We start from the raw sequence: 19,837 nt of genomic DNA, 5'->3' as shown, positions 1-19,837 counted from the left end.
TCGCCTCCTTAATCCCACGCCAGAACAGGCCGCACAGCAGCCGGCCGCGCTTGCATTTCCGGCACGATGACCCACACGCCAGCCGGCAGCACCGGACCGTATTCGGCCAGTAAGGGGTTCAGACGCCAAAGGGTTTCTTCCGCCGCGTCATCGCAACGGCCCAATTCGCGGTAGAGCAACAGGTTGACCGAATCACCGGCAATACTTCGCACTCTACGCATTGACGAATTCCTCCAGTTCCATAGTCCAGGCCATGACCATGGCAGTGCCATCATCGATCACGTTACTCTGGGTTTCCATTACCGAATTGATCCGCCACAGGCCCCAGTTGCGGCCGATGCCATCGACCAGCGGCAAGGGTACACGCGCATTTTGCAGCGCACGCAGTTCATCCAGGCGCTGCATGCCGATGGCGTACATCGCTGTGCCGGTGAACGTGAGCTTCTCCAGCTTCTGGCCGCTTTGCCGTGACTGGGGCTTGCTGGCAATGATCGCCAGGTCACTCCAGCCGCCGTCAGTGGTACGCACCAGCCCGGAATAGGCAAAGCCTCGGGACAAACCAAAAATAAAGTCGCCGAGGACCATTTGTTGTCGCATCAATCACCTCCTGAAGGGTCAGCCAGTGCCGCGTTGCGCCGAATGCCAAGGGTGTCGGTGACCATTGGCATGCACTGAAATTGCAGGGCCTGGATCACCTGATTGACGACTTGCTGGGCATCGGCGGGGTTGACGCCGGTGATCTGGATGCTCGGGGCAAGGGTGACTTGCACGTTGTCCGTGCGCGCGGCATTGAGCTCTTTGCTCACCGCACCAGGCGCGGGCAGGCGATCATTTGCGCTGAACAATTTCTCGCCAAGCCAGGTGCCCGCCTCACTGCCGAGCAGGCCGCCAATTGCGCCACCGACGGCGGTGCCGACACCGGGGAAAATCAGCGTGCCGATGGCGGCACCGGCGGAGGCGCCGGCCCAGGCGCCACCGGCCGCGGTGAGGCCTGCACCGACAGCTTTGGCGTCACCGTTACGTACGCCCTGCACCACGTCCATAGCGGTGTCGACGTACCTCAGTGGGCCGAGGCGGCGGGCGGCGGACGACTCCAGCTTTGCCAACGCTCCCGATAACCCGGCCGTCAGGCCTTTGGACGTGCCACGCGCCACGGTCCGGTTTGCCGCAGGCGCCGCATAGGCAGTAAACGAACTCACCGGAGACCGGGTAGAGGCTTGCGCCGCTCGCTTGCTGTCGAACGCAAGCAGTGGTTGACCCATGACATTGACCGGGAGCGAGACCTTGGCAACAGGGGCGGAACCTTGCGATTTGATATCGGCCGACGTTCTGACCAGGCTGGTTTTAACCTCGCGTGAACTGGATTGTCGGGTCTTCTTGCGCGCGCCGCGCGGCTTGCTTGCAGTGCCCTTGGGCCGCGCTTTGTCTTTCTTTCTGGTGGTCTCGCCAACGCTTTCAGGCATCTGCGCGGCGGCTGTTTCAAGTGGGCCACGAATATCCGCTGGCAGCGCTCCCGTGCAGCAGCACTCCTTGCCTTTGCCCGCATCCTTGTCTTTGCCTTTGTCTTCTTTAAGCCACTTGGCGGCGGTCGGGAAACGGTCGGCCACCGCATCCAGCGCGCGGCCGGAAATCCTGTCCTTGGCCTTGTCCCACAAACCGCTGAGCACTTCCTTACCGACGAACTTGGCGGCATCCGCGCCTAGCTCAAGGCCTTGGTCGGTCCAGGAGCGGGGAACGGGCTCAGGCTTCACCGGCTCGCCCGTGGCGGTTGCGGTGCTGGCATGGGTGGACTGGGTTGCCAGCGAACTTCCGGTAATAAACAGTGTGCTGGTGAGCGTCTCCAACGCCTCGCGCAAACGGACCTGCTCTTGTGTCAGCGTGTTGATGTCCACACTGACGGTAACCAACGCCGAGGTCAGCTCAGGCTGCGGCGCAGGCTGGGGCACCGAATCCAGGCTGACAGGCGCGGCAAGGTCTGCACTAAAAGGTGCCAGCACACTGCCGAGGTCCGCATCGCCAAGCAGCCACAGCTTGTCTTCCTGGGCGAGCCGCGTTCCAAATTGACTCTGTTGCATCCCGCTTACTCCTGTTTAACGCCAAGGCGAGTGATCGCAATGTCGTAGCGGCGCAATGCTTTGCCGGCGTCCCAGTCGAGGATCTCCGCCTCATTGACCGAGTAAATCAGCGGCACCACATCGAGGATTACTTCGATGTCGCGCTGCGAAAGAAGTCCGCCGGTTGATTTAAAAAATCGTCGATGCGCTCCTGCAGTTGCGTCCAGTCGGGCACGGTCAGGCCGGCGAGATCGGGGATCATCAAACCGGTGCAATGAGCGGTGATGAACTCGGCGCGTTCTTTGTGGGTGGCGAGTTTTTTCATCACTTTGGTGGCGCGCAGGGCCGGCATTTCCAGAGGCAGTTCGGTGAGGCTGCGACCGGCCGCGTCGAGGGCCAGCAACAGCTGGACAGGCTGGTCGTGGGATGCTTCGTCAGGCTGATCCAGGAAGAACGACGCCGGGCGTGTCGACATGTCATGTACGTACTGAGCGATGCTCACGTAGTCCGGGCGCTTGAGCTGATCGAGTTCTTTTTCCGACAGGCCGGTGGCGAGTTTCGCCAGTTCAAAAAACTGGTCGTCCTCGTCATCACCGGCCCGGGCCAGCGCGGCTTTTTGCGCGGCGTAGAACAGCGGTTTGAGTTGAATCTGCCGGATCGTCGCGCCAGTGTCGGCGGTGATCGGAGACAGCAGAATGTGCAGCGGTGGCATCCAGGCCATGGGGCAATTCCTTGGTGAGAAAGTATCTGCAAGACAACACCGGTCCATGTGGGAGCGGGCTTGCTCACGAATGCGGTCTATCAGTCACACATATATTGACTGACACTCCGTATTCGCGAGCAAGCCCGCTCCCACACTGACAGTGTCCACTTCAGGTGCAGTGAAGGCTTACGGCATCAGCACCGCACGGCGCGCATCGCCGAGAATATCGACGCCGTTGAGTACGAACTTCTGGGTGCGCACGTCGATGTCGATCACCGGAATGCCATTTTCCAGGCGGTTGTAGGTGCGGCAGGACAGCTCCAGGGTGGTGGTGACCTTGTCGCCCATCTTCAGCTTCGCCTCGGCCAGGGATTTCAATTTGCCGCCGACGGTGTGGTAGGTGAAGTAGGTTTTGCCGTCCTGGTCTTGTCCGGCTTCACGCACGTTGAGCAGGATGTCGTCACCCAGGCGCACGCCCAGGGCCAACATGATTTCCGGGCCGGCACCTTGCAGCACCAACGTGGCGCCGAGCACCTTGCCGCTCTTGGCCATTTCTTCGGCGATGAAGCGCCCGCCGGACATGGGCTCCATGTCGAACTCGATCTTTGGTGGGGTGAACTCCTCGACCGTCGCGGACAACGGCAGGCCTTGAAGGGTGGCCGCAATGGCCTGTCTTACACGGTTGGTAAACATTAGAGAACGTCCTCCAGGAACTGCTCGATGATTTCATCGCGGGCATTGAGTTGATAAATCATGTGTTCGTTCGGCGCGTAGCGGCCGTAGTCGATAACGATGAACCAGGTGCCGTTCTTGTACTTCTCGACACTGTTCAATTCCGGATGCAGGTACACGCTGCCGCCGGGAATGGTTTCATCGGCGACCAGGGTTTGCAGCCAGTCGTTGATGCGCTTGACCTCCTGGTCCATGAACGACTTGGTGAGGTTCTTGGCCATGGCCTTCTGGCCGGCCTTGACCAGCTTGCGGCTGATGGCATCTTCCAGGCCGACGTAGCTGATGAACTTGCCGGTGATGGAGCGGTTACCCAGCAGCGAAAAACCGCCGAGGATAGTGCGCGCGTAGTAGCTCACGCCGTAACGGTTGAGCAGGTCGCCTTCGGTGGAGGTGTCGAGGATGTTGTACTCGACCACGCGGGAAACGTCCTCGGCGAAGGTCACCTGGTTACCAGGGCTTTCCCATTGCTTGACCTTGGCCAACGCGGCGATGGCCAACGAGGATGGCGCCAGGAACACGTTTTTCTTGGCTGCCTTGGAATACACCGACGGCAGGTTGTGCACCAGCAGGCAACGGTCGAAGCCGAGGTCGGCACCGCCCAGTTCGCCGCTGTAGGTCACCTGGTCAGCGACCGAGACGTCCTTGCCGTCCAGCACCACACGGGCTTTGATGCGCTTGCCGAAAGCCGCGAACTCACCGGCCACGGCCTTGGTGCCGGTGAAGCCTGGCGCGCCGATGATGGTCAGGTCTTCCGGGACGCTGCTCAAAGCCGCCAGGCCCAGCTTGCGGCCGGTGGTTGGCTCATTGCCGCCGATCACGTTATTGACGGTGTCGGCCGGGGTTGCGCCCTCCTCCACGATCACCACATACACCGGCACCTTCACCACTTTGAGGATCTGGTACACCGCCTGAAACAGCGTGCCCGATTCGGCGCCGGTAGGGTCCAGCAGCGCCTGAGTAGTGAAGCTGTTGATGCGAAACGGCGCGTTTTTCGGAATCGACGCGTGGGCATTCGGCGCGGTGCCGACCAGGCCGATAACGTTGTCACCCAGGCCACCCATGGCCTCGGGGGATTCGGTGGCATTCACAGTGATGCCGTTGTGCTCGAAGTTCAAAACCTCAGCCATGATCAGTCAGCCTTCTTGGGGGTGGAGTTGAGGACGCTGGTCAATTCCAGACGGCCGGCGGTGCGCAGGGCGGATGCTTCGACGTCAAGCAGTTCCAGCTCCTCGCCGGCGGTGGACCAATGGCCACCTCCGGTGGGGAATGGGATGAGGACGGTGTAGGTTTGGCGGTTGGCCATAGGTGGATCTCCGGGCATAAAAAAAACCGCAGGGCGGTTTTAGTGGGTTATCAATAAGTGAGCGCGAGAAAAGAAAACGCCCCGTCTGTGCGAGGCGTTTACTTAAGTGAGGTGGTCAGCCAAGCAGGGCTAGTTGGACGGTGATCAGCTAAAGGAAACTCGGCTCCTTGCGGCCAGTCACGTAGCTTGCGTCGGTAAAGTTGCAGTTCAGCGTATTGCACGTCGTTGAGTGTAGCCATTTCGCCAAGTTCTAACTCGTCCCGATGCCTTGACACGATCGAGTCAGTCCAGGATAGCCGCACATCCCGCCACGTCCGCTCTACTGATTCAAGCAACTCATCACTCAGTGGCGGCGGGTCAATCAAAATAGGAAAACCATCAGCGTCAGCACCTATTCTTTTAGGACTGACCGCTAGTTCGGCAAGTATCGATTGCCACTGGATCAATGGCAGCTCAACTGCGTCGTCAGGAATATCGTCGCCGTTGATAGTCGGCAAGTAGGCGCCGAGCGTACTCGGGCTAAACAGGATTTTTTCTGTCATTTTAAACTCCAATAGCCCGCCAGTAGATACTCCAAACACCAGGTGAACCCGAGACGCCTTCTTGAATTCTTAAGGTTACCCCCTGCTTTGTTGCACTACCGCCAACACAAATAACAATTGCACCTGCCCCGCCCACATGAGTTGCCACAATATTGCGCATCGCCCCGGGAAAGGAGACAGGGAAAGTGACATAGAGATTTCCAGAGGCATCGCTTACTCCATAGCCCCATTGTTCAATAAGGCCAGATGGTTTCCTCTCAAAGCCATTTTCCCCCGTACTGGCAGAGAATTGGGCTGAGTATTTCAGCGCTGCGGTACCATAGACACACCACACACCCCACTCTTTAACGAAGGAAGCGCTCTCGCCAGCAGCCATTGTTATCGAGCTAAGATAAGCACCTTGTGGACTAATCTGCTGGCCTGACTTACTGGCCACAACAACGGTGCCGTTACTTCGACAGTGCATCGCAATAACCGAACCATCTGGCACATCGGCGATATCCGGCAAGGTCACCGTATAGCCAGAGTTCCCCCCCAAACCACAGGCGAAACCCACGTCCTCAACGGTAAATTGCGTCGCGGCAGTAATATTACGAATACCGATGAAACTGCCTCCGGCCTGTTTGACAAACTCGGTCGTTGCCAACGCCTTACTGTTGTCAAATCGTGCAGGAGTATTCGCCGAAGGGCCAATAAATACCGGCGACCTGAGTGGTGCAAAACCAAACGTTATGTTCTGAAAGACCAGCGAAGTGCTACCGGCAACAATCGAACCGTCGGTAATCAGCTGCCAAATCGTATCAGCGAGCGTTGCACCCTGCTCAACCGTCACCGTCATCGCAGGTGTCATTTTGGTGCTGGAATCCGCATCTTTAGCCCGAACCCACGCAGTGTTCGTCACAACATAAAGCCCGTTATCTTTCGCAACCAACTGGTTTTTGACAAGAACCCGGTCCCCCGCAACAACAGCCACACCATCAATTGTTTGCGCTGCACTCAAGGAGATGTTTGCCGTGGTCGCCACGCGAACCGACTGCTTGGCATCAAGCTTGGCCAACTCATCAGCCACATAACCCGTCACCCAAGCTCGAGTTGCCTTGACCACGGTGTCATCAATCAACAACGTCACCAACGACGCATTACTGGTCTCAAAAATCGACCGAATATAAAACTCTTTCCCCGAGCCGGACGTTGCCAACACCGGCTTGAACGACTCCGGGTATTTAACGATGGCGTACAAAACCCCGGTATCCGTCCAAAGCCCGGCCTCACGTACATACCAGCCACCCACCTCGGGTGGAATAGTCACTTCAGCCAGCAACCAGCTCGGATTTTTTTCATCCTGAAACAACGCATTCAATGGCCCGCGCCACACTTCACGTTTCAGCGCTTTTGCGCTGGCATCGGGGTTGTAGACAGCGCCATTGCCATCACCGACCGAGATTTGCGCGAGTTTGATAGGTACACCAGCAGCCTTGCAGGCAGTTTCATAAGCAATCCCTGCGTTGGTCAGCAGGGTATAAAAGTCGGCCATTTAGGACCCCTGTGGATAGATAGTGACGGTTTCGACGCTGTAGAACCCGGCTGCCAAAAAAGCCATGCCGGACGCTTCAAGCCCCTCGATAACAATCGGATAGATAGTGGTCAGTTCACCGCAGACAGTCGCCGCGCCGATGGAATGGCTGCCAAATGCGCTTAAGCCGACCGTGACGGTGAAAATGTCGCGCTCGCTTTTGGCGTCCGCCAAACGTCGATCCAGCCGTGCGTCGATCTCTTCGCTATAGGGCAACTCGGAGTACGCCCGGAGAGAAAAGCTGTAGGGTTTGCCTCGCGGTGTTTGTTCGTACCAGGCCCGCACCTCGGGGATTAGCTGTAAGCCTTTGGCCGCGTTCTCGAGTGCTTTACGGGTGCCCGCTTGTCGAGCGGTTGGCCAAGCGAGCTTTACCGTTGCACGCTTTTCCGCCTCGGCTGCGATGGAACTCCATTCGCTTACGCCTCGATCAGCCGCGAGATAGGGTAAAAAATCCAGTGGTGTTTGCGTCGGGTTCATCAGTTCGGGAAATGGCGGCGTTACTCGCTCAAGTAACCGTCCAAAGCCTTGGTCCAACGCCTTTTCCAATTGCGAACTGTTAGCGGGCAATAGGCTCGGTTTTCGCTCACTCATAGCGTGCGCACCTCCACCTCAACACCTGTGCAATACGGGGCCTGGAAGGCGTTGCTGATAATGGGTTCGAGCGGCTCAACGATCTGTAACTGCGCGGCACCGGCGCTGTGAATCGCGTAGTCGATCCAACTGGGGTCTACCCGCCCTTCGAGGCGATGACAGGACTCTGCGTAATCTTGCAGCAGTTTCTGCGCCGCTACCTGAGTGAGCCCCGAGTCCGGACCGGCATTGATCTTCGCGACCACACGGATTTTGTAACGCAGGATTTGCGCACCTTGCACGCTGACCAGATCCGTCTCCGGTCGCACATCCGGCCGTGCGAAATGGCGGCGAACCCCGTCAAGCAAATCCGCAGAGGGCGTGCCGTCGCCTTCGCGAGAAAGCACCGTGACCATCACTTCGCCGGGCGCTGTTCGACGCGCGTTGCCGTCCTTGACCTGCGCGGCATAACCGCCGGGATCAAAGGTGTAGCTGACCGTCACCACACCGGGCGTCGCGCTTTGCACCTTCGCCGACGGCCGTTCACCCAGGGTAAAAACCTCTCGCCGATACTGCATGCGCGAGCCCGCTGCCGGGGCATGGGGTGCCAGGTAATAACGCAAGCGAGCGTCGTCGTCACTCTCCAACGTCGGCGGTACCGGCGGAAACGCCGCCGGGTCGCCGGGGTCGAGTACTTGGCGTTCCAGGCCCATGTCCGCCAGGCGTGCATCCAGGTTGCTGCCGGTGGCCCACCACGCCAGCATCTGCTTGATACGGGCATTGTATTTGCGTTCGTGGGTTTGCAGCCTTACACAGAAGGCTTCCAGGGCCAGGGTCAGCAACTCGCTTTCGTTGTCGAGGCTGACCTTGAGTTTGGCCGCGCTTTGCGGTGCTCGGGTGGCGACGTAATCGACCACAAACGCCTTGAATTCGGCCAGCAGCGGCTCGAACTCATCCACCGCAATGATGGCCGGTTCCGCCAGTTGGTTCTGGCCGGGGATCAGCATGCTCATGTCACGACCTCGAAGGTTTGTTGGCGGTTTTTCCAGGTGCCGGCGAAGCGCAACAGCAGGCCGGCGCCCTGGCGGGTGGCGACGATGACCTGGGGTTGAAAATCGCCGATGCCGTTGTGGCTGTTGTAGAACGCCTGCGCGGCGTGGCTTTGGGCGAGGATCAGCAGGTCGTCGCCGAGGTTCTGGCCAAGCAGTTGCGGGATCAGCGAGCCGTACAGCGGGCGTTTCTGCCGAGTGCCCACGGGGGTGGTCAGCGCTCGGGTGGCGCGCTGCACGAATTGCAGCCAGTCATCGACGGCTGCCCCGGTGTTTCGATCGATGCCGAGCATGGGATGTCCTTATCGTGGGCTGATGACGCGCCCTTGGTGGTCCACCAGCGGGCCGCTGAAGTGCGCGCCGCCAGCGTCCAGTACCAGGCGGGTGCCGCCGATTTGCAGGGTGATGTTTTGGGCGCTCATGACCAAGCTGGCGGCACCGACCTTGACGTCTACCTGTTCGCGCGAACCGCTGAACGTGGTGGGGCCGTTGACCCAATTGAACATGTGGCTGGCGTCGTCATAGTCGCTTTGGGTGCCGTCCTGATGGCGCCTTCGGGTCAATGTGGCAACGCTGGAGACGGGCGGAAATTGACTACTGTTGAGGCCGAACAAGGCCACAGACTGCCCACCGCCTTCGCCGCCGCCGTAGTTGAGCAACAGGCATTGTTCGCCCACGGACGGGATGCGCGTTTCGGTTTGCGAACCCGCGCTGGGGTTGAAAAAACGGATGGCCGGCGTGACTAAATCACCGTGGCTGACCTTGCAGGTATTGCTGGCGGCATCGACCGACTGACACGTGCCAATCCGACAAAAACTTTCGGCGCGTCGATACAGGTCTTCAAGTTGGGTTTCCATCTCCGCCAGGCGTTCGACAATCGGCCCCAGTTGCATGCGTAACAGCGCGTCGAACATGGGCTACTCCGCCAGTGGTTTGTATTGGTCGGGATCGTCGATGTTCGACACTTCCCAGGTGCGGGCAAACAGCGGCTGGCCGGTAGGATCTGTGAGTAATACCGGCCCGATGTAGAGGGTTTGGGTGAAGGAAACAGTCCAGGTGTCGTAGTCCGTTTCAGCGGTTGTTGAAGCAACCGGAGCGGCGACGATATTTATCGGCAAATCACACTGGGCCAAGGGCAGGCCCCAACGGTTATCCAGCACTTGGTCCATTAGCTGGCTGGCCAGGTCGCAGGCATCAAACGGCAGTGCACCCGGCGCCACCATGGCCCTGAGAGAAACGGTCAGGGCGTGCGCCTTGCGCCCTTCGCGAGAACGAATGCCCGGGCCATTGCCTTCGACCGTGATCAACACGCCGGTTTTATCCAAGGCGCCCTGAAAATCCTGGTGATTGCCGACCTTCACGTCGGGGAAGGCCGCGTGCAGCGCCGCGCCGATGGCGAGGGGCAGTTGGGAGGGTTTTTCGATAAGGATCATAGTAAGTAGCGTCCTTGCAACGGTTACTGCGGGTCTTGGCCGGAGCCTTGGTTGACCCCGATGCGCTTGGCCGCCCAGCGTTCATAAAGGCCGATGGCGACGTCGGCACCGGCCATTGCGGTGAGGCAACCAATGGCGCCGGCGGTCCAGATCGACATGCCGGCGGCGTAGCACAGCATCAAGGCTGAAACGCCGCAGACCATGCAGGCCCCGGAGCGTAAAGCCAGGCGGCGAATCAGCGACCAGCCACGTGCGCCTTCCTTGTCGGCGCGCCACATTTCGCCGGAGACCCCGCCGATCACTGCCAATACGATGACCAGCCAGATAGGCATTTCCGCTAACGCTTGTTGTTCATTTGTCATGTCGCGCCTCCTGGCTGAGCACTCAATAGTCCATTTTTCATTTACACATGCTTCGATAGGTCGGCATTCCAAAAAGCCCGGTTGCCCGGGCTTTTCAGTAATGATGTCCTCGAACGTTCGGCGCTACTGGCGCGGTACGGTTCTTTCCTCAATGTTTTTCCGACCACGATCCCTGTCTGCCGGATAACTGCTTCTGGTGCTTTACGCTGCACACCCGGGTCAGTTGCCAACCCTCTGAACCGTTAAGGCCGGTTCATCGCTGCCTGTTTTTTTAAAGCGGTGTAACTAAAGAGCGTCGGCATCCTTGCCGGTGTTGCCTGGCATCCCTGCCATCGCTTCGATGGCGTCCTTGCCGATGTTGCGTGCCGTCCTTGTCACTTTCCTTGGCGGCATCCTTGCCGCCTCCACCACCGTGTTGGCTGGCTTGAGATGGAGAATATGCATGTATGCATATACAGTCAATGCACAAACGCATTTATTTTCACTAAGCTAATGCATCAGTGCATTGAGAGCCTGATAGGCCAGGGGTTTACCGGTTTTTTAAGGCCGAAAAAAAACCCGCACATGGGCGGGCTTTGTCTTACGTAAGGAGGTTAACGGGCGTACATGCCCCACCAGAACACATGGCCGAGGATGCTGATTTGCTCATCCTGAATCTCCTGGAAGCTGTAGTCCTCGTCCGGGTGCTCATCGCGATTAAAACTGCGCAGGCGAATCCCGGAAGGCAGGCGATAGAGCTGTTTCACCCGCAATTGGCCATTGTGATTGATGGCATACAAATCGCCATCGACGATGTCGCCAATGCCGCTCTTGCCCGCATTCACCCCGACCGTCGCACCATCGCGCAGCACCGGCAACATACTGTTGCCGCGCACCGTCACGCATTTGGCCTGGTCGAACTGCACACCGTTGTGGCGAAGGCTGCGCTTGCCGAACCGCAGGCTGGCCTTCTCGCTTTCCTCGATGACGAATCTTCCTGATCCAGCAGCCAATTCAACCTCGCGCAGAAAGGGGATCGACACCTCGTCATCATTAACGGGCGTGTCGTCGTCCCACAGGCTTATGTCCTTGAGTTCCGAATGCATCGGGTCGCGCCCGTCCTCGCGCCCAGCGCCCAACGCCGCGCGCCCGCGCAGGTGGTCGGTGCTGACGCGGAAGTACTCGGCGATGCGCGAGATGTGCTTGTCCGACGGATCAACGATCTTGCCGCTGAGGATCCGCGAGAGTGTGGATTGAGGCACGCCGGTACGCCGGTGAAGCTCCGTGGGGGAGATCCGGTCGCGGTCCAGCAGCTCTCTTAAGACGGTTGAAACGTTGCGTTTTTGCATAACGGCGATAGTGCCGGGAGTTTTTGGGGTTGGCAAATGCTAAATTGCATAATTTATGCAGTAGCACAAAATTCAACCTCCGTCCGGCTACATTCGGCAGCCAGCAAATCCTATGTAGGTTTCACGACCGTACCGCAAGCAAAAAAGGACGGCGCACTTATTTTCAATGACAAAAATTTCCCTCTCGTGTTTCGACAACGATGAATGGACAACCTACACCCACAGTTGCACCCACCCCACCATCACGCTAACCTCCCCCGGTCGCTGCAAATTCAGCGACCGGGTGTGAGAACCCGAGCAAATCAAGGCGCAAAGCGCCCAAGAACCCTATCGCGGCGTTTTTTTTCGTCTGCGGTATCGTTTTATGGTGGCTGTGCGTGGGAGACCTTCGGGTCTACCGGTTGCCTTGATTGCCGGTTTCTCACCCTGCGCACAGCTGCCACCCAAACCTGTGAGAAGGTTCGTGGCAGTTCCTCAAATCAAGGAACTTTCACTTATGTGCTTCTACGTTTATTGCATCAAAAGGTGTCACCTTTCTCGGCTCATTTCCTCCGTCCTCGGAGGTGTTTTATGAGCACTGCGCAAGATCTAACCACCCTAGGCGTCACACCCTTCTCCTTCCACTCCGACCAACCGCTATTTCGCGTCAACAGCGGCGTCTCCCTGCACGAAGCCTTGCACCACGCCTCCGACCTCCTCCACGTCGCCAAGCAACTCGCCGAAGACGCAGCGATGACCAAGGAAACGGACCGTTACGCCTGGGCGTCTCATTACTTGCAGGAGATGGTCAAGGCGGTGGTTGATGATGTGGTGAAGGTGTTGGATTCGCCCGGCAACCTTCAGTAAATCGGGCGACAGTAAAAATGGGCGGCGCTTATATAAAGGCGCTGCCCTTTTTGTGTTTTACCTGGCCGTTTGCGACCTGCGAAGGGCCGACTTCACGTGTTAACCTTGCGCCCATCGCAACAAATGCTGGGCCAAGCGCCCAATGCCGATCAGTTAAGCGACTACGATTGGGCACGATGTTGAGCTTTAGAACTTCAGCGATGCGCGGGCTGCGGCCTGCAGGTACAGCGCGGCGATCCCTTCGCAGCCTCGCTAAGGCTCGACAGCTCCCACATTCGGCCTGCGTCGGTGGAAAGTACGCGCTCCGCCACTGATCGACACTGGACCAAGCGTGCCCTTTGCCCCATCACTTTCAACGAATTTGCTAACTATCTGATGAGTAAAAACACCTCCGATCTGTCTTCCCACACTCCAATGATGCAGCAGTACTGGCGCCTGAAAAACCAGCACCCTGATCAGTTGATGTTCTATCGCATGGGCGACTTCTACGAGATCTTCTACGAAGACGCGAAAAAGGCCGCCAAGCTGCTGGACATCACCCTGACCGCGCGCGGGCAGTCGGCGGGGCAGTCGATTCCGATGTGTGGGATTCCTTACCATTCGTTGGAAGGCTACCTGGTCAAGCTGGTGAAGCTCGGCGAGTCGGTGGTGATCTGTGAGCAGATCGGCGATCCGGCCACCAGCAAAGGGCCGGTGGAACGTCAGGTAGTGCGCATTATTACGCCGGGCACGGTGAGTGATGAGGCGTTGCTGGATGAGCGTCGTGACAACCTGATCGCTGCGGTGTTGGGCGATGAGCGTTTGTTCGGCCTGTCGGTGCTGGATATCACCAGCGGCAATTTCAGCGTGCTGGAGATCAAGGGTTGGGAGAACCTGCTGGCGGAGTTGGAGCGCATCAATCCGGTGGAGTTGTTGATTCCGGATGATTGGCCCAAGGATTTACCGGCGGAAAAGCGCCGTGGGACCAAGCGTCGTGCGCCGTGGGATTTTGAGCGCGACACGGCGCTGAAAAGTCTGTGCCAGCAGTTCTCGGTGCAGGACCTTAAAGGCTTCGGCTGCGAAACCCTGACCCTGGCCATCGGCGCCGCCGGTTGCTTGCTCAGCTATGCCAAGGAAACCCAGCGCACCGCCCTGCCGCATTTGCGCAGCCTGCGCCATGAACGCCTGGATGACACTGTGGTGCTCGATGGCGCCAGCCGTCGCAACCTGGAGCTGGACACCAACCTGGCCGGTGGCCGTGACAACACGCTGCAGTCGGTGGTCGACCGTTGCCAGACCGCCATGGGCAGCCGCTTGTTGACCCGCTGGTTGAACCGTCCGCTGCGCGACCTGACCGTGCTGCAAGCGCGCCAGACATCAATTACTTGCCTGCTGGATCGCTATCGTTTTGAGAACCTGCAGCCGCAGCTCAAGGAAATCGGCGATATCGAGCGCATCCTGGCGCGGATCGGCCTGCGCAATGCGCGGCCACGTGACCTGGCGCGCCTGCGCGATGCCTTGAGCGCGCTGCCGCAGCTGCAAATGGCGATGACCGAGCTGGACACGCCGCACCTGCAACAACTCGCCGTCACGGCCGGCACTTACCCGGACCTCGCGGCGCTGCTGGAAAAAGCCATTATCGACAACCCGCCGGCGATCATTCGTGACGGCGGTGTGCTTAAAACCGGTTACGACAGCGAGCTGGACGAGCTGCAGTCCCTGAGCGAAAACGCCGGGCAGTTCCTGATTGACCTGGAAGCCCGCGAAAAAGCCCGCACCGGCCTGGCCAACTTGAAGGTCGGCTACAACCGCGTACACGGCTACTTTATTGAGTTGCCGAGCAAGCAGGCCGAGTCGGCGCCGATTGATTATCAGCGTCGCCAAACCCTCAAAGGCGCCGAGCGTTTCATTACGCCGGAGCTTAAAGAGTTCGAAGACAAGGCCCTGTCGGCCAAGAGCCGTGCCCTGGCGCGCGAAAAGATGCTGTATGAAGCGTTGCTCGAAGATTTGATCAGCCGCCTGGCGCCGCTGCAAGACACCGCCGCCGCCCTGGCGGAACTGGATGTGCTGAGCAACCTGGCCGAGCGTGCGCTGAACCTTGACCTGAACTGCCCGCGTTTTGTCAGTGAGCCATGCATGCGTATCGTGCAGGGGCGTCACCCGGTGGTGGAGCAGGTGCTGACCACGCCGTTCGTGGCCAACGACCTGTCGCTGGATGACGACACGCGCATGCTGGTGATCACCGGTCCCAACATGGGTGGTAAATCCACCTACATGCGCCAGACCGCATTGATCGTGTTACTGGCGCACATCGGCAGCTTTGTGCCGGCAGCCAGTTGCGAGTTGTCGCTGGTGGACCGCATCTTCACCCGGATCGGTTCCAGTGATGACCTGGCCGGTGGGCGTTCGACCTTTATGGTGGAAATGAGCGAAACCGCCAACATCCTGCACAACGCCACCGAACGCAGCCTGGTGCTGATGGACGAAGTGGGGCGCGGCACCAGCACCTTCGATGGTCTGTCGCTGGCGTGGGCGGCGGCCGAGCGTTTGGCGCATTTGCGCGCCTATACGCTGTTCGCCACGCACTATTTCGAACTGACGGTATTGCCGGAAAGCGAGCCGCTGGTGGCCAACGTGCATCTCAATGCCACTGAGCACAACGAGCGCATCGTGTTCCTGCACCACGTGCTGCCGGGGCCGGCGAGCCAGAGTTACGGCTTGGCCGTGGCGCAGTTGGCGGGGGTGCCCGCGCAAGTCATCACCCGCGCCCGTGAACACTTGAGCCGTCTGGAAGAAACCGCCCTGCCCCACGAGATTCCCGTGGCGAGCCAGGCCAAAGCCAGCAGCAAACCCAGCGCGCCGCACCAGAGTGATATGTTCGCCAGCCTGCCCCATCCGGTGCTGGATGAGCTGGCAAAGCTTGACCTGGACGGCTTGACGCCGCGTAAAGCGCTCGAAATGTTATATGCACTGCAAGTTCGGATATAACGCACAGGCTTGCAAGCTGGTAGACTCTCGCGCGGTTTGGGATGCTGCGGGTTATTAGCCTGGCCTGCAGACTATCGCTCCCGAACCTCGCGAGCCCTGCCACACAGGGTTTCGCTGCCGCCGCCTGAGGAGAAAATTAGAAATGACCTTCGTCGTTACCGACAACTGCATCAAGTGCAAGTACACCGACTGCGTCGAAGTGTGTCCGGTGGACTGCTTCTACGAAGGCCCGAACTTCCTGGTTATCCACCCGGATGAGTGCATTGACTGCGCCCTGTGTGAACCAGAGTGCCCGGCCAATGCGATCTTCTCCGAAGATGAAATCCCGGCGGGTATGGAAAACTTTATCGAATTGAACCAGGAGTTGGCTGACATTTGGCCAAACATCACAGAGCGTAAAGATGCGCTGCCAGACGCTAAAGAGTGGGATGGCAAGCCAGGCAAGATCGCCGATCTGGAACGCTGATCAACTTGCTGCATCGAAAAGGCCCCTTGCGGGCCTTTTTGCGTTTGCGGGTGGTCGGTTTCACTTTTCTGCAGGCAAAAAAAAGGGGCGGTATGACCCGCCCACATTTTTTCCCTAGTCCCTGTATTCCTTTTCATCATCCTGATGAATCGCTTCCTGCGACGTTCCTTCAACCATCGTTCCTTGATGGCTGTGCCAATCCGTGGACACAGGGCTGATCTTAGAGAGTTCCGAGGGAAGTTCAACGGGATCCAACTGATCGGCTGACAGACTTGAACGCTCATTCAAGTATAAATATTTGTTATTTTTCAAAAGGATAGAAAAATCTTTCGCCGTTTCGAGATGGACATGCCTGGTAAAAAAACCAAACACTTACGAGAAAGTAAGCAAATGCTTACACGCGCAATTGCGTAAACGCATGATTCGCAACCGTTGACTGATCGGCAGGCATAAAAAAGCCCCGACAATGCCGAGGCTGTTTTCCTTCAGCAGGCTCAGTCGTCGCTGACGGTGATGGTCGGCATTGCCGGTGCCGCGGCTTCCTGCAGGACGATCCGCGCGCCCACATGACGGGCCAGTTCCTGATACACCATAGCAATCGGCCCATCAGGCTCGGCGGCCACGGTGGGCTTGCCGCCGTCGGCCTGCTCACGAATTTCCATCGCCAGCGGCAACGACGCCAGCAACTCAACCCCGTATTGGGTCGCCAACTTCTCGCCGCCGCCCTCGCCGAACAAATGCTCGGCGTGGCCGCAGTTGGAGCAGATGTGTACCGCCATGTTTTCAACAACGCCCAGCACCGGGATGTTGACCTTGCGGAACATCTCCACACCTTTTCTGGCATCCAGCAGCGCCAGGTCCTGAGGCGTGGTCACGATCACCGAACCGGCCACCGGCACCTTTTGCGCCAGGGTCAGCTGGATATCGCCGGTGCCTGGCGGCATGTCGATCACCAGGTAATCGAGGTCGCCCCAAGCGGTCTGGGTAACCAGTTGCAGCAAGGCGCCGGAAACCATCGGCCCGCGCCAGACCATCGGTGTGTTGTCGTCGGTGAGGAACGCCATGGACATAACTTCCACGCCCAGCGACTCAATTGGCACAAACCACTTCTGGTCCTTGACCTTGGGCCGCGTGCCTTCGGCGATGCCGAACATCACGCCCTGGCTTGGGCCGTAGATATCAGCGTCGAGGATGCCCACGCGTGCACCTTCTCGGGCCAGCGCCAGCGCCAGGTTGGCGGCGGTGGTGGATTTACCCACGCCGCCCTTGCCGGAGGCCACCGCGATAACATTCTTGACGTTGGCCAGGCCCGGGATCTGCGCCTGGGCCTTGTGCGCGGCGATCACGCACTGGATGTCGACCTTGGCCGAACGCACGCCGTCCAGGCCTTCAATGGCCATTTGCAGCATCTGCGCCCAACCACTCTTGAACAAACCGGCGGCATAGCCCAGTTCCAACTGGACCGACACCTGGTCGCCCTGGACCTCGATGGCTCGCACGCAGCCGGCACTGACCGGGTCCTGGTTCAAATAAGGGTCGGTGTACTGGCGAAGAACGGCTTCCACCGCTGCGCGATTGACGGCGCTCATGGGCTACTCCCGAAAAAAGACTGACTGAAACAGGCGGCTATCCTAACCGTTCCGGCCGCCCAGCGGCATGCTTTCGAGGCCTGGGAAGATTCAGAAACAGCACCACGGGGTGAAATATATTTCCCGGCGCTTTATAGTGGCCGACCTCCGTTTCATCAAGTAGCCGAGCCCCATGTCCGAGCCACGCAAGATCCTCGTCACCAGCGCCCTGCCCTATGCCAATGGTTCCATCCATCTTGGCCATATGCTTGAGTACATCCAGACCGATATGTGGGTGCGCTTCCAGAAGCATCGCGGCAACCAATGCATTTATGTCTGCGCGGACGACGCCCACGGTTCGGCCATCATGTTGCGCGCCGAGAAGGAAGGCATCACCCCGGAACAACTGATCGCCAATGTGCAGGCTGAACACAGCGCCGACTTTGCCGAGTTCCTGGTGGACTTCGACAACTTCCACTCGACCCACTCCGAAGAAAACCGCGAGCTGTCGAGCCAGATCTACCTGCGCCTGAAAGAAGCCGGGCACATCGACCAGCGTTCGGTGACCCAGTATTTCGACCCGGAAAAGAAAATGTTCCTGGCCGACCGCTTCATCAAGGGCACTTGCCCTAAATGCGGCACCGAAGACCAGTACGGCGACAACTGCGAAAAATGTGGTGCGACCTATGCACCGACTGACTTGAAGAACCCGAAGTCGGCAATCTCCGGCGCCACTCCGGTGCTCAAGGATTCCCAGCACTTCTTCTTCAAGCTCCCGGATTTCCAGCAGATGCTGCAAACCTGGACCCGCAGCGGCACCTTGCAGGACGCCGTGGCCAATAAACTCTCCGAATGGCTCGACAGCGGCCTGCAGCAGTGGGACATCTCCCGCGATGCGCCGTACTTCGGCTTCGAGATCCCGGGCGAGCCGGGCAAGTACTTCTATGTGTGGCTGGACGCGCCGATTGGCTACATGGCCAGCTTCAAGAACCTCTGCGACCGCACGCCGGAGCTGGACTTCGATGCGTACTGGGCCAAGGATTCCACCGCCGAGCTGTACCACTTCATCGGCAAGGACATCGTCAACTTCCACGCGCTGTTCTGGCCGGCCATGCTCGAAGGCTCGGGCTATCGCAAGCCGACCGGCATCGCCGTGCACGGCTACCTGACGGTCAATGGCCAGAAAATGTCCAAATCCCGTGGCACCTTTATCAAGGCGCGCACTTACCTGGACCACCTGTCGCCGGAATACCTGCGCTACTACTACGCCGCCAAGCTTGGCCGTGGCGTCGACGACCTGGACCTGAACCTGGAAGACTTCGTGCAGAAGGTCAACTCGGACCTGGTCGGTAAAGTGGTCAATATCGCCAGCCGTTGCGCCGGGTTTATCCACAAGGGCAATGCCGGTGTGCTGGTGGCTGAAAACGCCGCACCGGAGCTGACCGAAGCCTTCCTGGCCGCCGCGCCCAGCATTGCCGATGCCTATGAAGCCCGCGACTTCGCCCGCGCCATGCGCGAGATCATGGGCCTGGCCGACCGCGCCAACGCCTGCATCGCCGACAAGGCGCCGTGGTCGCTGAACAAGCAGGAAGGCAAGCAGGCGGAGGTCCAGGCGATCTGCGCCACGGGCGTCAACCTGTTCCGTCAGTTGGTGATTTTCCTCAAGCCGGTGCTGCCATTGCTGGCCGCTGATGCCGAGGCGTTCCTCAACGTCGCGCCGCTGAACTGGAACGACCACGCCACCCTGCTCAGCAATCATCAGTTGAACGAGTTCAAGCCGTTGATGACGCGTATCGACCCGGTGAAAGTCCAGGCCATGACCGATGCATCGAAAGAAGACCTGGTCGCCAGCCAGACCGACACCGGTTCGGCTGCGCCCGCCGGTAACGGTGAGCTGGCCAAGGATCCGATTTCGGCGGAAATCGACTTCGACACCTTCGCCGCCGTGGATTTGCGCGTTGCGCTGATCGTCAAGGCCGAGGCCGTAGAAGGTGCCGACAAGCTGCTGCGCCTGACCCTGGACCTGGGTGGCGAGCAACGTAACGTGTTCTCCGGCATCAAGAGCGCCTACCCGGACCCGTCCAAGCTCGACGGCCGCCTGACCATGATGATCGCCAACCTCAAGCCACGCAAAATGAAGTTCGGTATCTCCGAAGGCATGGTGATGGCAGCGGGCCCTGGCGGCGAAGAGATCTACCTGTTGAGCCCTGACAGCGGCGCCAAGCCGGGTCAGCGTATCAAGTAAGCCTGCAAAACAGCCCTGTCGTTTCGGCGACAGGGCTTTTCAGCTAGTCCCCTTTTCCAGCTTGCCGGATAATCAGCCTCTGTTTGTTTAACCGGC

General features: G+C 59.1%; 22 protein-coding genes. 4 read left to right on the top strand and 18 right to left on the bottom strand.

The features are described from left to right. Nucleotides 1-8: 8 nt before the first annotated feature. From BFP92_RS07025 to BFP92_RS06955, 17 genes are all read right to left on the bottom strand, one after another. Nucleotides 9-221 (bottom strand): tail protein X, encoded by a 213-nt coding sequence (locus tag BFP92_RS07025; RefSeq protein ID WP_065928923.1) that lies wholly within the window; start codon nt 219-221, stop codon nt 9-11. After that, a complete protein-coding gene (locus BFP92_RS07020) occupies nt 214-597 on the bottom strand; it encodes a phage tail protein (protein WP_065928922.1) in 384 nt (127 codons plus the stop codon). The genes BFP92_RS07025 and BFP92_RS07020 overlap by 8 nt, the downstream gene beginning before the upstream one ends. Continuing rightward, nucleotides 597-2,075: a tail tape measure protein gene (locus BFP92_RS07015; RefSeq protein WP_065928921.1), complete on the bottom strand. Its 1,479-nt coding sequence runs from the start codon at nt 2,073-2,075 to the stop codon at nt 597-599. Before BFP92_RS07015 ends, BFP92_RS07020 begins: the two co-directional genes overlap by 1 nt. A 127-nt stretch (nt 2,076-2,202) precedes the next feature. Then, nucleotides 2,203-2,775: a phage tail assembly protein gene (locus BFP92_RS07010; protein ID WP_065928920.1), complete on the bottom strand. Its 573-nt coding sequence runs from the start codon at nt 2,773-2,775 to the stop codon at nt 2,203-2,205. 168 nt (nt 2,776-2,943) lie between these two features. Continuing rightward, on the bottom strand, nt 2,944-3,450 hold the full coding sequence (locus BFP92_RS07005; RefSeq protein ID WP_058421630.1) for a phage major tail tube protein: 507 nt from the start codon (nt 3,448-3,450) through the stop codon (nt 2,944-2,946). Next, complete coding sequence (locus tag BFP92_RS07000; RefSeq protein ID WP_065928919.1) at nt 3,450-4,616, bottom strand: phage tail sheath protein; 1,167 nt, start codon at nt 4,614-4,616, stop codon at nt 3,450-3,452. The genes BFP92_RS07005 and BFP92_RS07000 overlap by 1 nt, the downstream gene beginning before the upstream one ends. 2 nt (nt 4,617-4,618) lie before the next feature. After that, complete coding sequence (locus BFP92_RS31675; RefSeq protein ID WP_163005422.1) at nt 4,619-4,792, bottom strand: hypothetical protein; 174 nt, start codon at nt 4,790-4,792, stop codon at nt 4,619-4,621. Between the two features lie 98 nt (nt 4,793-4,890). Next, entirely contained in the window at nt 4,891-5,334 is a 444-nt protein-coding gene (locus tag BFP92_RS06995) for a phage tail assembly chaperone (protein WP_058421628.1), read from the bottom strand. Between the two features lies 1 nt (nt 5,335). Continuing rightward, nucleotides 5,336-6,868: a phage tail protein gene (locus BFP92_RS30210; RefSeq protein WP_083221710.1), complete on the bottom strand. Its 1,533-nt coding sequence runs from the start codon at nt 6,866-6,868 to the stop codon at nt 5,336-5,338. Then, nucleotides 6,869-7,498 carry a phage tail protein I gene (locus BFP92_RS06985; protein ID WP_058421627.1) on the bottom strand — a complete coding sequence of 210 codons (630 nt, stop codon included), beginning with the start codon at nt 7,496-7,498 and terminating at the stop codon, nt 6,869-6,871. Continuing rightward, the gene (locus tag BFP92_RS06980) at nt 7,495-8,490 is read right to left on the bottom strand and encodes a baseplate J/gp47 family protein (RefSeq protein WP_065928918.1); all 996 of its coding nucleotides are present in this window, start codon (nt 8,488-8,490) and stop codon (nt 7,495-7,497) included. The genes BFP92_RS06985 and BFP92_RS06980 overlap by 4 nt, the downstream gene beginning before the upstream one ends. Then, on the bottom strand, nt 8,487-8,819 hold the full coding sequence (locus BFP92_RS06975) for a hypothetical protein (RefSeq protein ID WP_053254663.1): 333 nt from the start codon (nt 8,817-8,819) through the stop codon (nt 8,487-8,489). Before BFP92_RS06975 ends, BFP92_RS06980 begins: the two co-directional genes overlap by 4 nt. Nucleotides 8,820-8,828: 9 nt before the next feature. Beyond that, complete coding sequence (locus BFP92_RS06970) at nt 8,829-9,440, bottom strand: phage baseplate assembly protein V (protein WP_065928917.1); 612 nt, start codon at nt 9,438-9,440, stop codon at nt 8,829-8,831. Between the two features lie 3 nt (nt 9,441-9,443). Beyond that, nucleotides 9,444-9,959 carry a hypothetical protein gene (locus BFP92_RS06965; RefSeq protein ID WP_065928916.1) on the bottom strand — a complete coding sequence of 172 codons (516 nt, stop codon included), beginning with the start codon at nt 9,957-9,959 and terminating at the stop codon, nt 9,444-9,446. Nucleotides 9,960-9,982: 23 nt separating this feature from the next. After that, entirely contained in the window at nt 9,983-10,321 is a 339-nt protein-coding gene (locus BFP92_RS06960) for a phage holin family protein (protein ID WP_053254660.1), read from the bottom strand. Nucleotides 10,322-10,606: 285 nt separating this feature from the next. Next, nucleotides 10,607-10,765 (bottom strand): hypothetical protein, encoded by a 159-nt coding sequence (locus BFP92_RS31670; protein ID WP_163005418.1) that lies wholly within the window; start codon nt 10,763-10,765, stop codon nt 10,607-10,609. 149 nt (nt 10,766-10,914) lie between these two features. Beyond that, nucleotides 10,915-11,649, bottom strand: a complete 735-nt coding sequence (locus BFP92_RS06955) for a LexA family transcriptional regulator (RefSeq protein ID WP_083221709.1) — start codon at nt 11,647-11,649, stop codon at nt 10,915-10,917. Nucleotides 11,650-12,219: 570 nt separating this feature from the next. Here BFP92_RS06955 and BFP92_RS06950 point away from each other — a divergent pair. From BFP92_RS06950 to fdxA, 3 genes are all read left to right on the top strand, one after another. Further along, nucleotides 12,220-12,495, top strand: coding sequence for a DUF3077 domain-containing protein (locus tag BFP92_RS06950; protein ID WP_065928914.1), 276 nt, complete (start codon nt 12,220-12,222; stop codon nt 12,493-12,495). Between the two features lie 375 nt (nt 12,496-12,870). Further along, nucleotides 12,871-15,462 carry a DNA mismatch repair protein MutS gene (gene mutS, locus BFP92_RS06945; protein ID WP_065928913.1) on the top strand — a complete coding sequence of 864 codons (2,592 nt, stop codon included), beginning with the start codon at nt 12,871-12,873 and terminating at the stop codon, nt 15,460-15,462. Nucleotides 15,463-15,604: 142 nt separating this feature from the next. Next, on the top strand, nt 15,605-15,928 hold the full coding sequence (gene fdxA, locus BFP92_RS06940) for a ferredoxin FdxA (RefSeq protein ID WP_065928912.1): 324 nt from the start codon (nt 15,605-15,607) through the stop codon (nt 15,926-15,928). Between the two features lie 494 nt (nt 15,929-16,422). On the opposite strand, the gene apbC is transcribed toward fdxA, so the two are convergent. Further along, nucleotides 16,423-17,517 (bottom strand): iron-sulfur cluster carrier protein ApbC, encoded by a 1,095-nt coding sequence (apbC, locus tag BFP92_RS06935; RefSeq protein WP_056857618.1) that lies wholly within the window; start codon nt 17,515-17,517, stop codon nt 16,423-16,425. 172 nt (nt 17,518-17,689) lie between these two features. Here apbC and metG point away from each other — a divergent pair, with 172 nt between their 5' ends. After that, nucleotides 17,690-19,741, top strand: a complete 2,052-nt coding sequence (gene metG / locus BFP92_RS06930; RefSeq protein WP_065928911.1) for a methionine--tRNA ligase — start codon at nt 17,690-17,692, stop codon at nt 19,739-19,741. The last annotated feature ends 96 nt before the right edge of the window (nt 19,742-19,837 follow it).

The organism is Pseudomonas sp. 58 R 3, from assembly GCF_900006605.1.
GTDB lineage: Bacteria > Pseudomonadota > Gammaproteobacteria > Pseudomonadales > Pseudomonadaceae > Aquipseudomonas > Aquipseudomonas salomonii.
This window is presented reverse-complemented; position numbering and strand designations above follow the sequence as displayed.

What these genes read in the sequence shown, in the direction of transcription:
- metG (WP_065928911.1), top strand. Translation starts at nt 17,690, where the DNA reads ATGTCCGAGCCACGCAAGATCCTCGTCACCAGCGCCCTGCCCTATGCC.
- BFP92_RS06960 (WP_053254660.1), bottom strand. Translation starts at nt 10,321, where the DNA reads ATGACAAATGAACAACAAGCGTTAGCGGAAATGCCTATCTGGCTGGTC.
- apbC (WP_056857618.1), bottom strand. Translation starts at nt 17,517, where the DNA reads ATGAGCGCCGTCAATCGCGCAGCGGTGGAAGCCGTTCTTCGCCAGTAC.
- BFP92_RS07025 (WP_065928923.1), bottom strand. Translation starts at nt 221, where the DNA reads ATGCGTAGAGTGCGAAGTATTGCCGGTGATTCGGTCAACCTGTTGCTC.
- BFP92_RS31670 (WP_163005418.1), bottom strand. Translation starts at nt 10,765, where the DNA reads ATGCATATTCTCCATCTCAAGCCAGCCAACACGGTGGTGGAGGCGGCA.
- BFP92_RS06985 (WP_058421627.1), bottom strand. Translation starts at nt 7,498, where the DNA reads ATGAGTGAGCGAAAACCGAGCCTATTGCCCGCTAACAGTTCGCAATTG.
- BFP92_RS06995 (WP_058421628.1), bottom strand. Translation starts at nt 5,334, where the DNA reads ATGACAGAAAAAATCCTGTTTAGCCCGAGTACGCTCGGCGCCTACTTG.
- BFP92_RS06955 (WP_083221709.1), bottom strand. Translation starts at nt 11,649, where the DNA reads ATGCAAAAACGCAACGTTTCAACCGTCTTAAGAGAGCTGCTGGACCGC.
- BFP92_RS07010 (WP_065928920.1), bottom strand. Translation starts at nt 2,775, where the DNA reads ATGGCCTGGATGCCACCGCTGCACATTCTGCTGTCTCCGATCACCGCC.
- BFP92_RS06970 (WP_065928917.1), bottom strand. Translation starts at nt 9,440, where the DNA reads ATGTTCGACGCGCTGTTACGCATGCAACTGGGGCCGATTGTCGAACGC.
- BFP92_RS07020 (WP_065928922.1), bottom strand. Translation starts at nt 597, where the DNA reads ATGCGACAACAAATGGTCCTCGGCGACTTTATTTTTGGTTTGTCCCGA.
- BFP92_RS07005 (WP_058421630.1), bottom strand. Translation starts at nt 3,450, where the DNA reads ATGTTTACCAACCGTGTAAGACAGGCCATTGCGGCCACCCTTCAAGGC.
- fdxA (WP_065928912.1), top strand. Translation starts at nt 15,605, where the DNA reads ATGACCTTCGTCGTTACCGACAACTGCATCAAGTGCAAGTACACCGAC.
- BFP92_RS06975 (WP_053254663.1), bottom strand. Translation starts at nt 8,819, where the DNA reads ATGCTCGGCATCGATCGAAACACCGGGGCAGCCGTCGATGACTGGCTG.
- BFP92_RS06950 (WP_065928914.1), top strand. Translation starts at nt 12,220, where the DNA reads ATGAGCACTGCGCAAGATCTAACCACCCTAGGCGTCACACCCTTCTCC.
- BFP92_RS06980 (WP_065928918.1), bottom strand. Translation starts at nt 8,490, where the DNA reads ATGAGCATGCTGATCCCCGGCCAGAACCAACTGGCGGAACCGGCCATC.
- BFP92_RS06965 (WP_065928916.1), bottom strand. Translation starts at nt 9,959, where the DNA reads ATGATCCTTATCGAAAAACCCTCCCAACTGCCCCTCGCCATCGGCGCG.
- BFP92_RS31675 (WP_163005422.1), bottom strand. Translation starts at nt 4,792, where the DNA reads ATGGCCAACCGCCAAACCTACACCGTCCTCATCCCATTCCCCACCGGA.
- mutS (WP_065928913.1), top strand. Translation starts at nt 12,871, where the DNA reads ATGAGTAAAAACACCTCCGATCTGTCTTCCCACACTCCAATGATGCAG.
- BFP92_RS07000 (WP_065928919.1), bottom strand. Translation starts at nt 4,616, where the DNA reads ATGGCTGAGGTTTTGAACTTCGAGCACAACGGCATCACTGTGAATGCC.
- BFP92_RS07015 (WP_065928921.1), bottom strand. Translation starts at nt 2,075, where the DNA reads ATGCAACAGAGTCAATTTGGAACGCGGCTCGCCCAGGAAGACAAGCTG.
- BFP92_RS30210 (WP_083221710.1), bottom strand. Translation starts at nt 6,868, where the DNA reads ATGGCCGACTTTTATACCCTGCTGACCAACGCAGGGATTGCTTATGAA.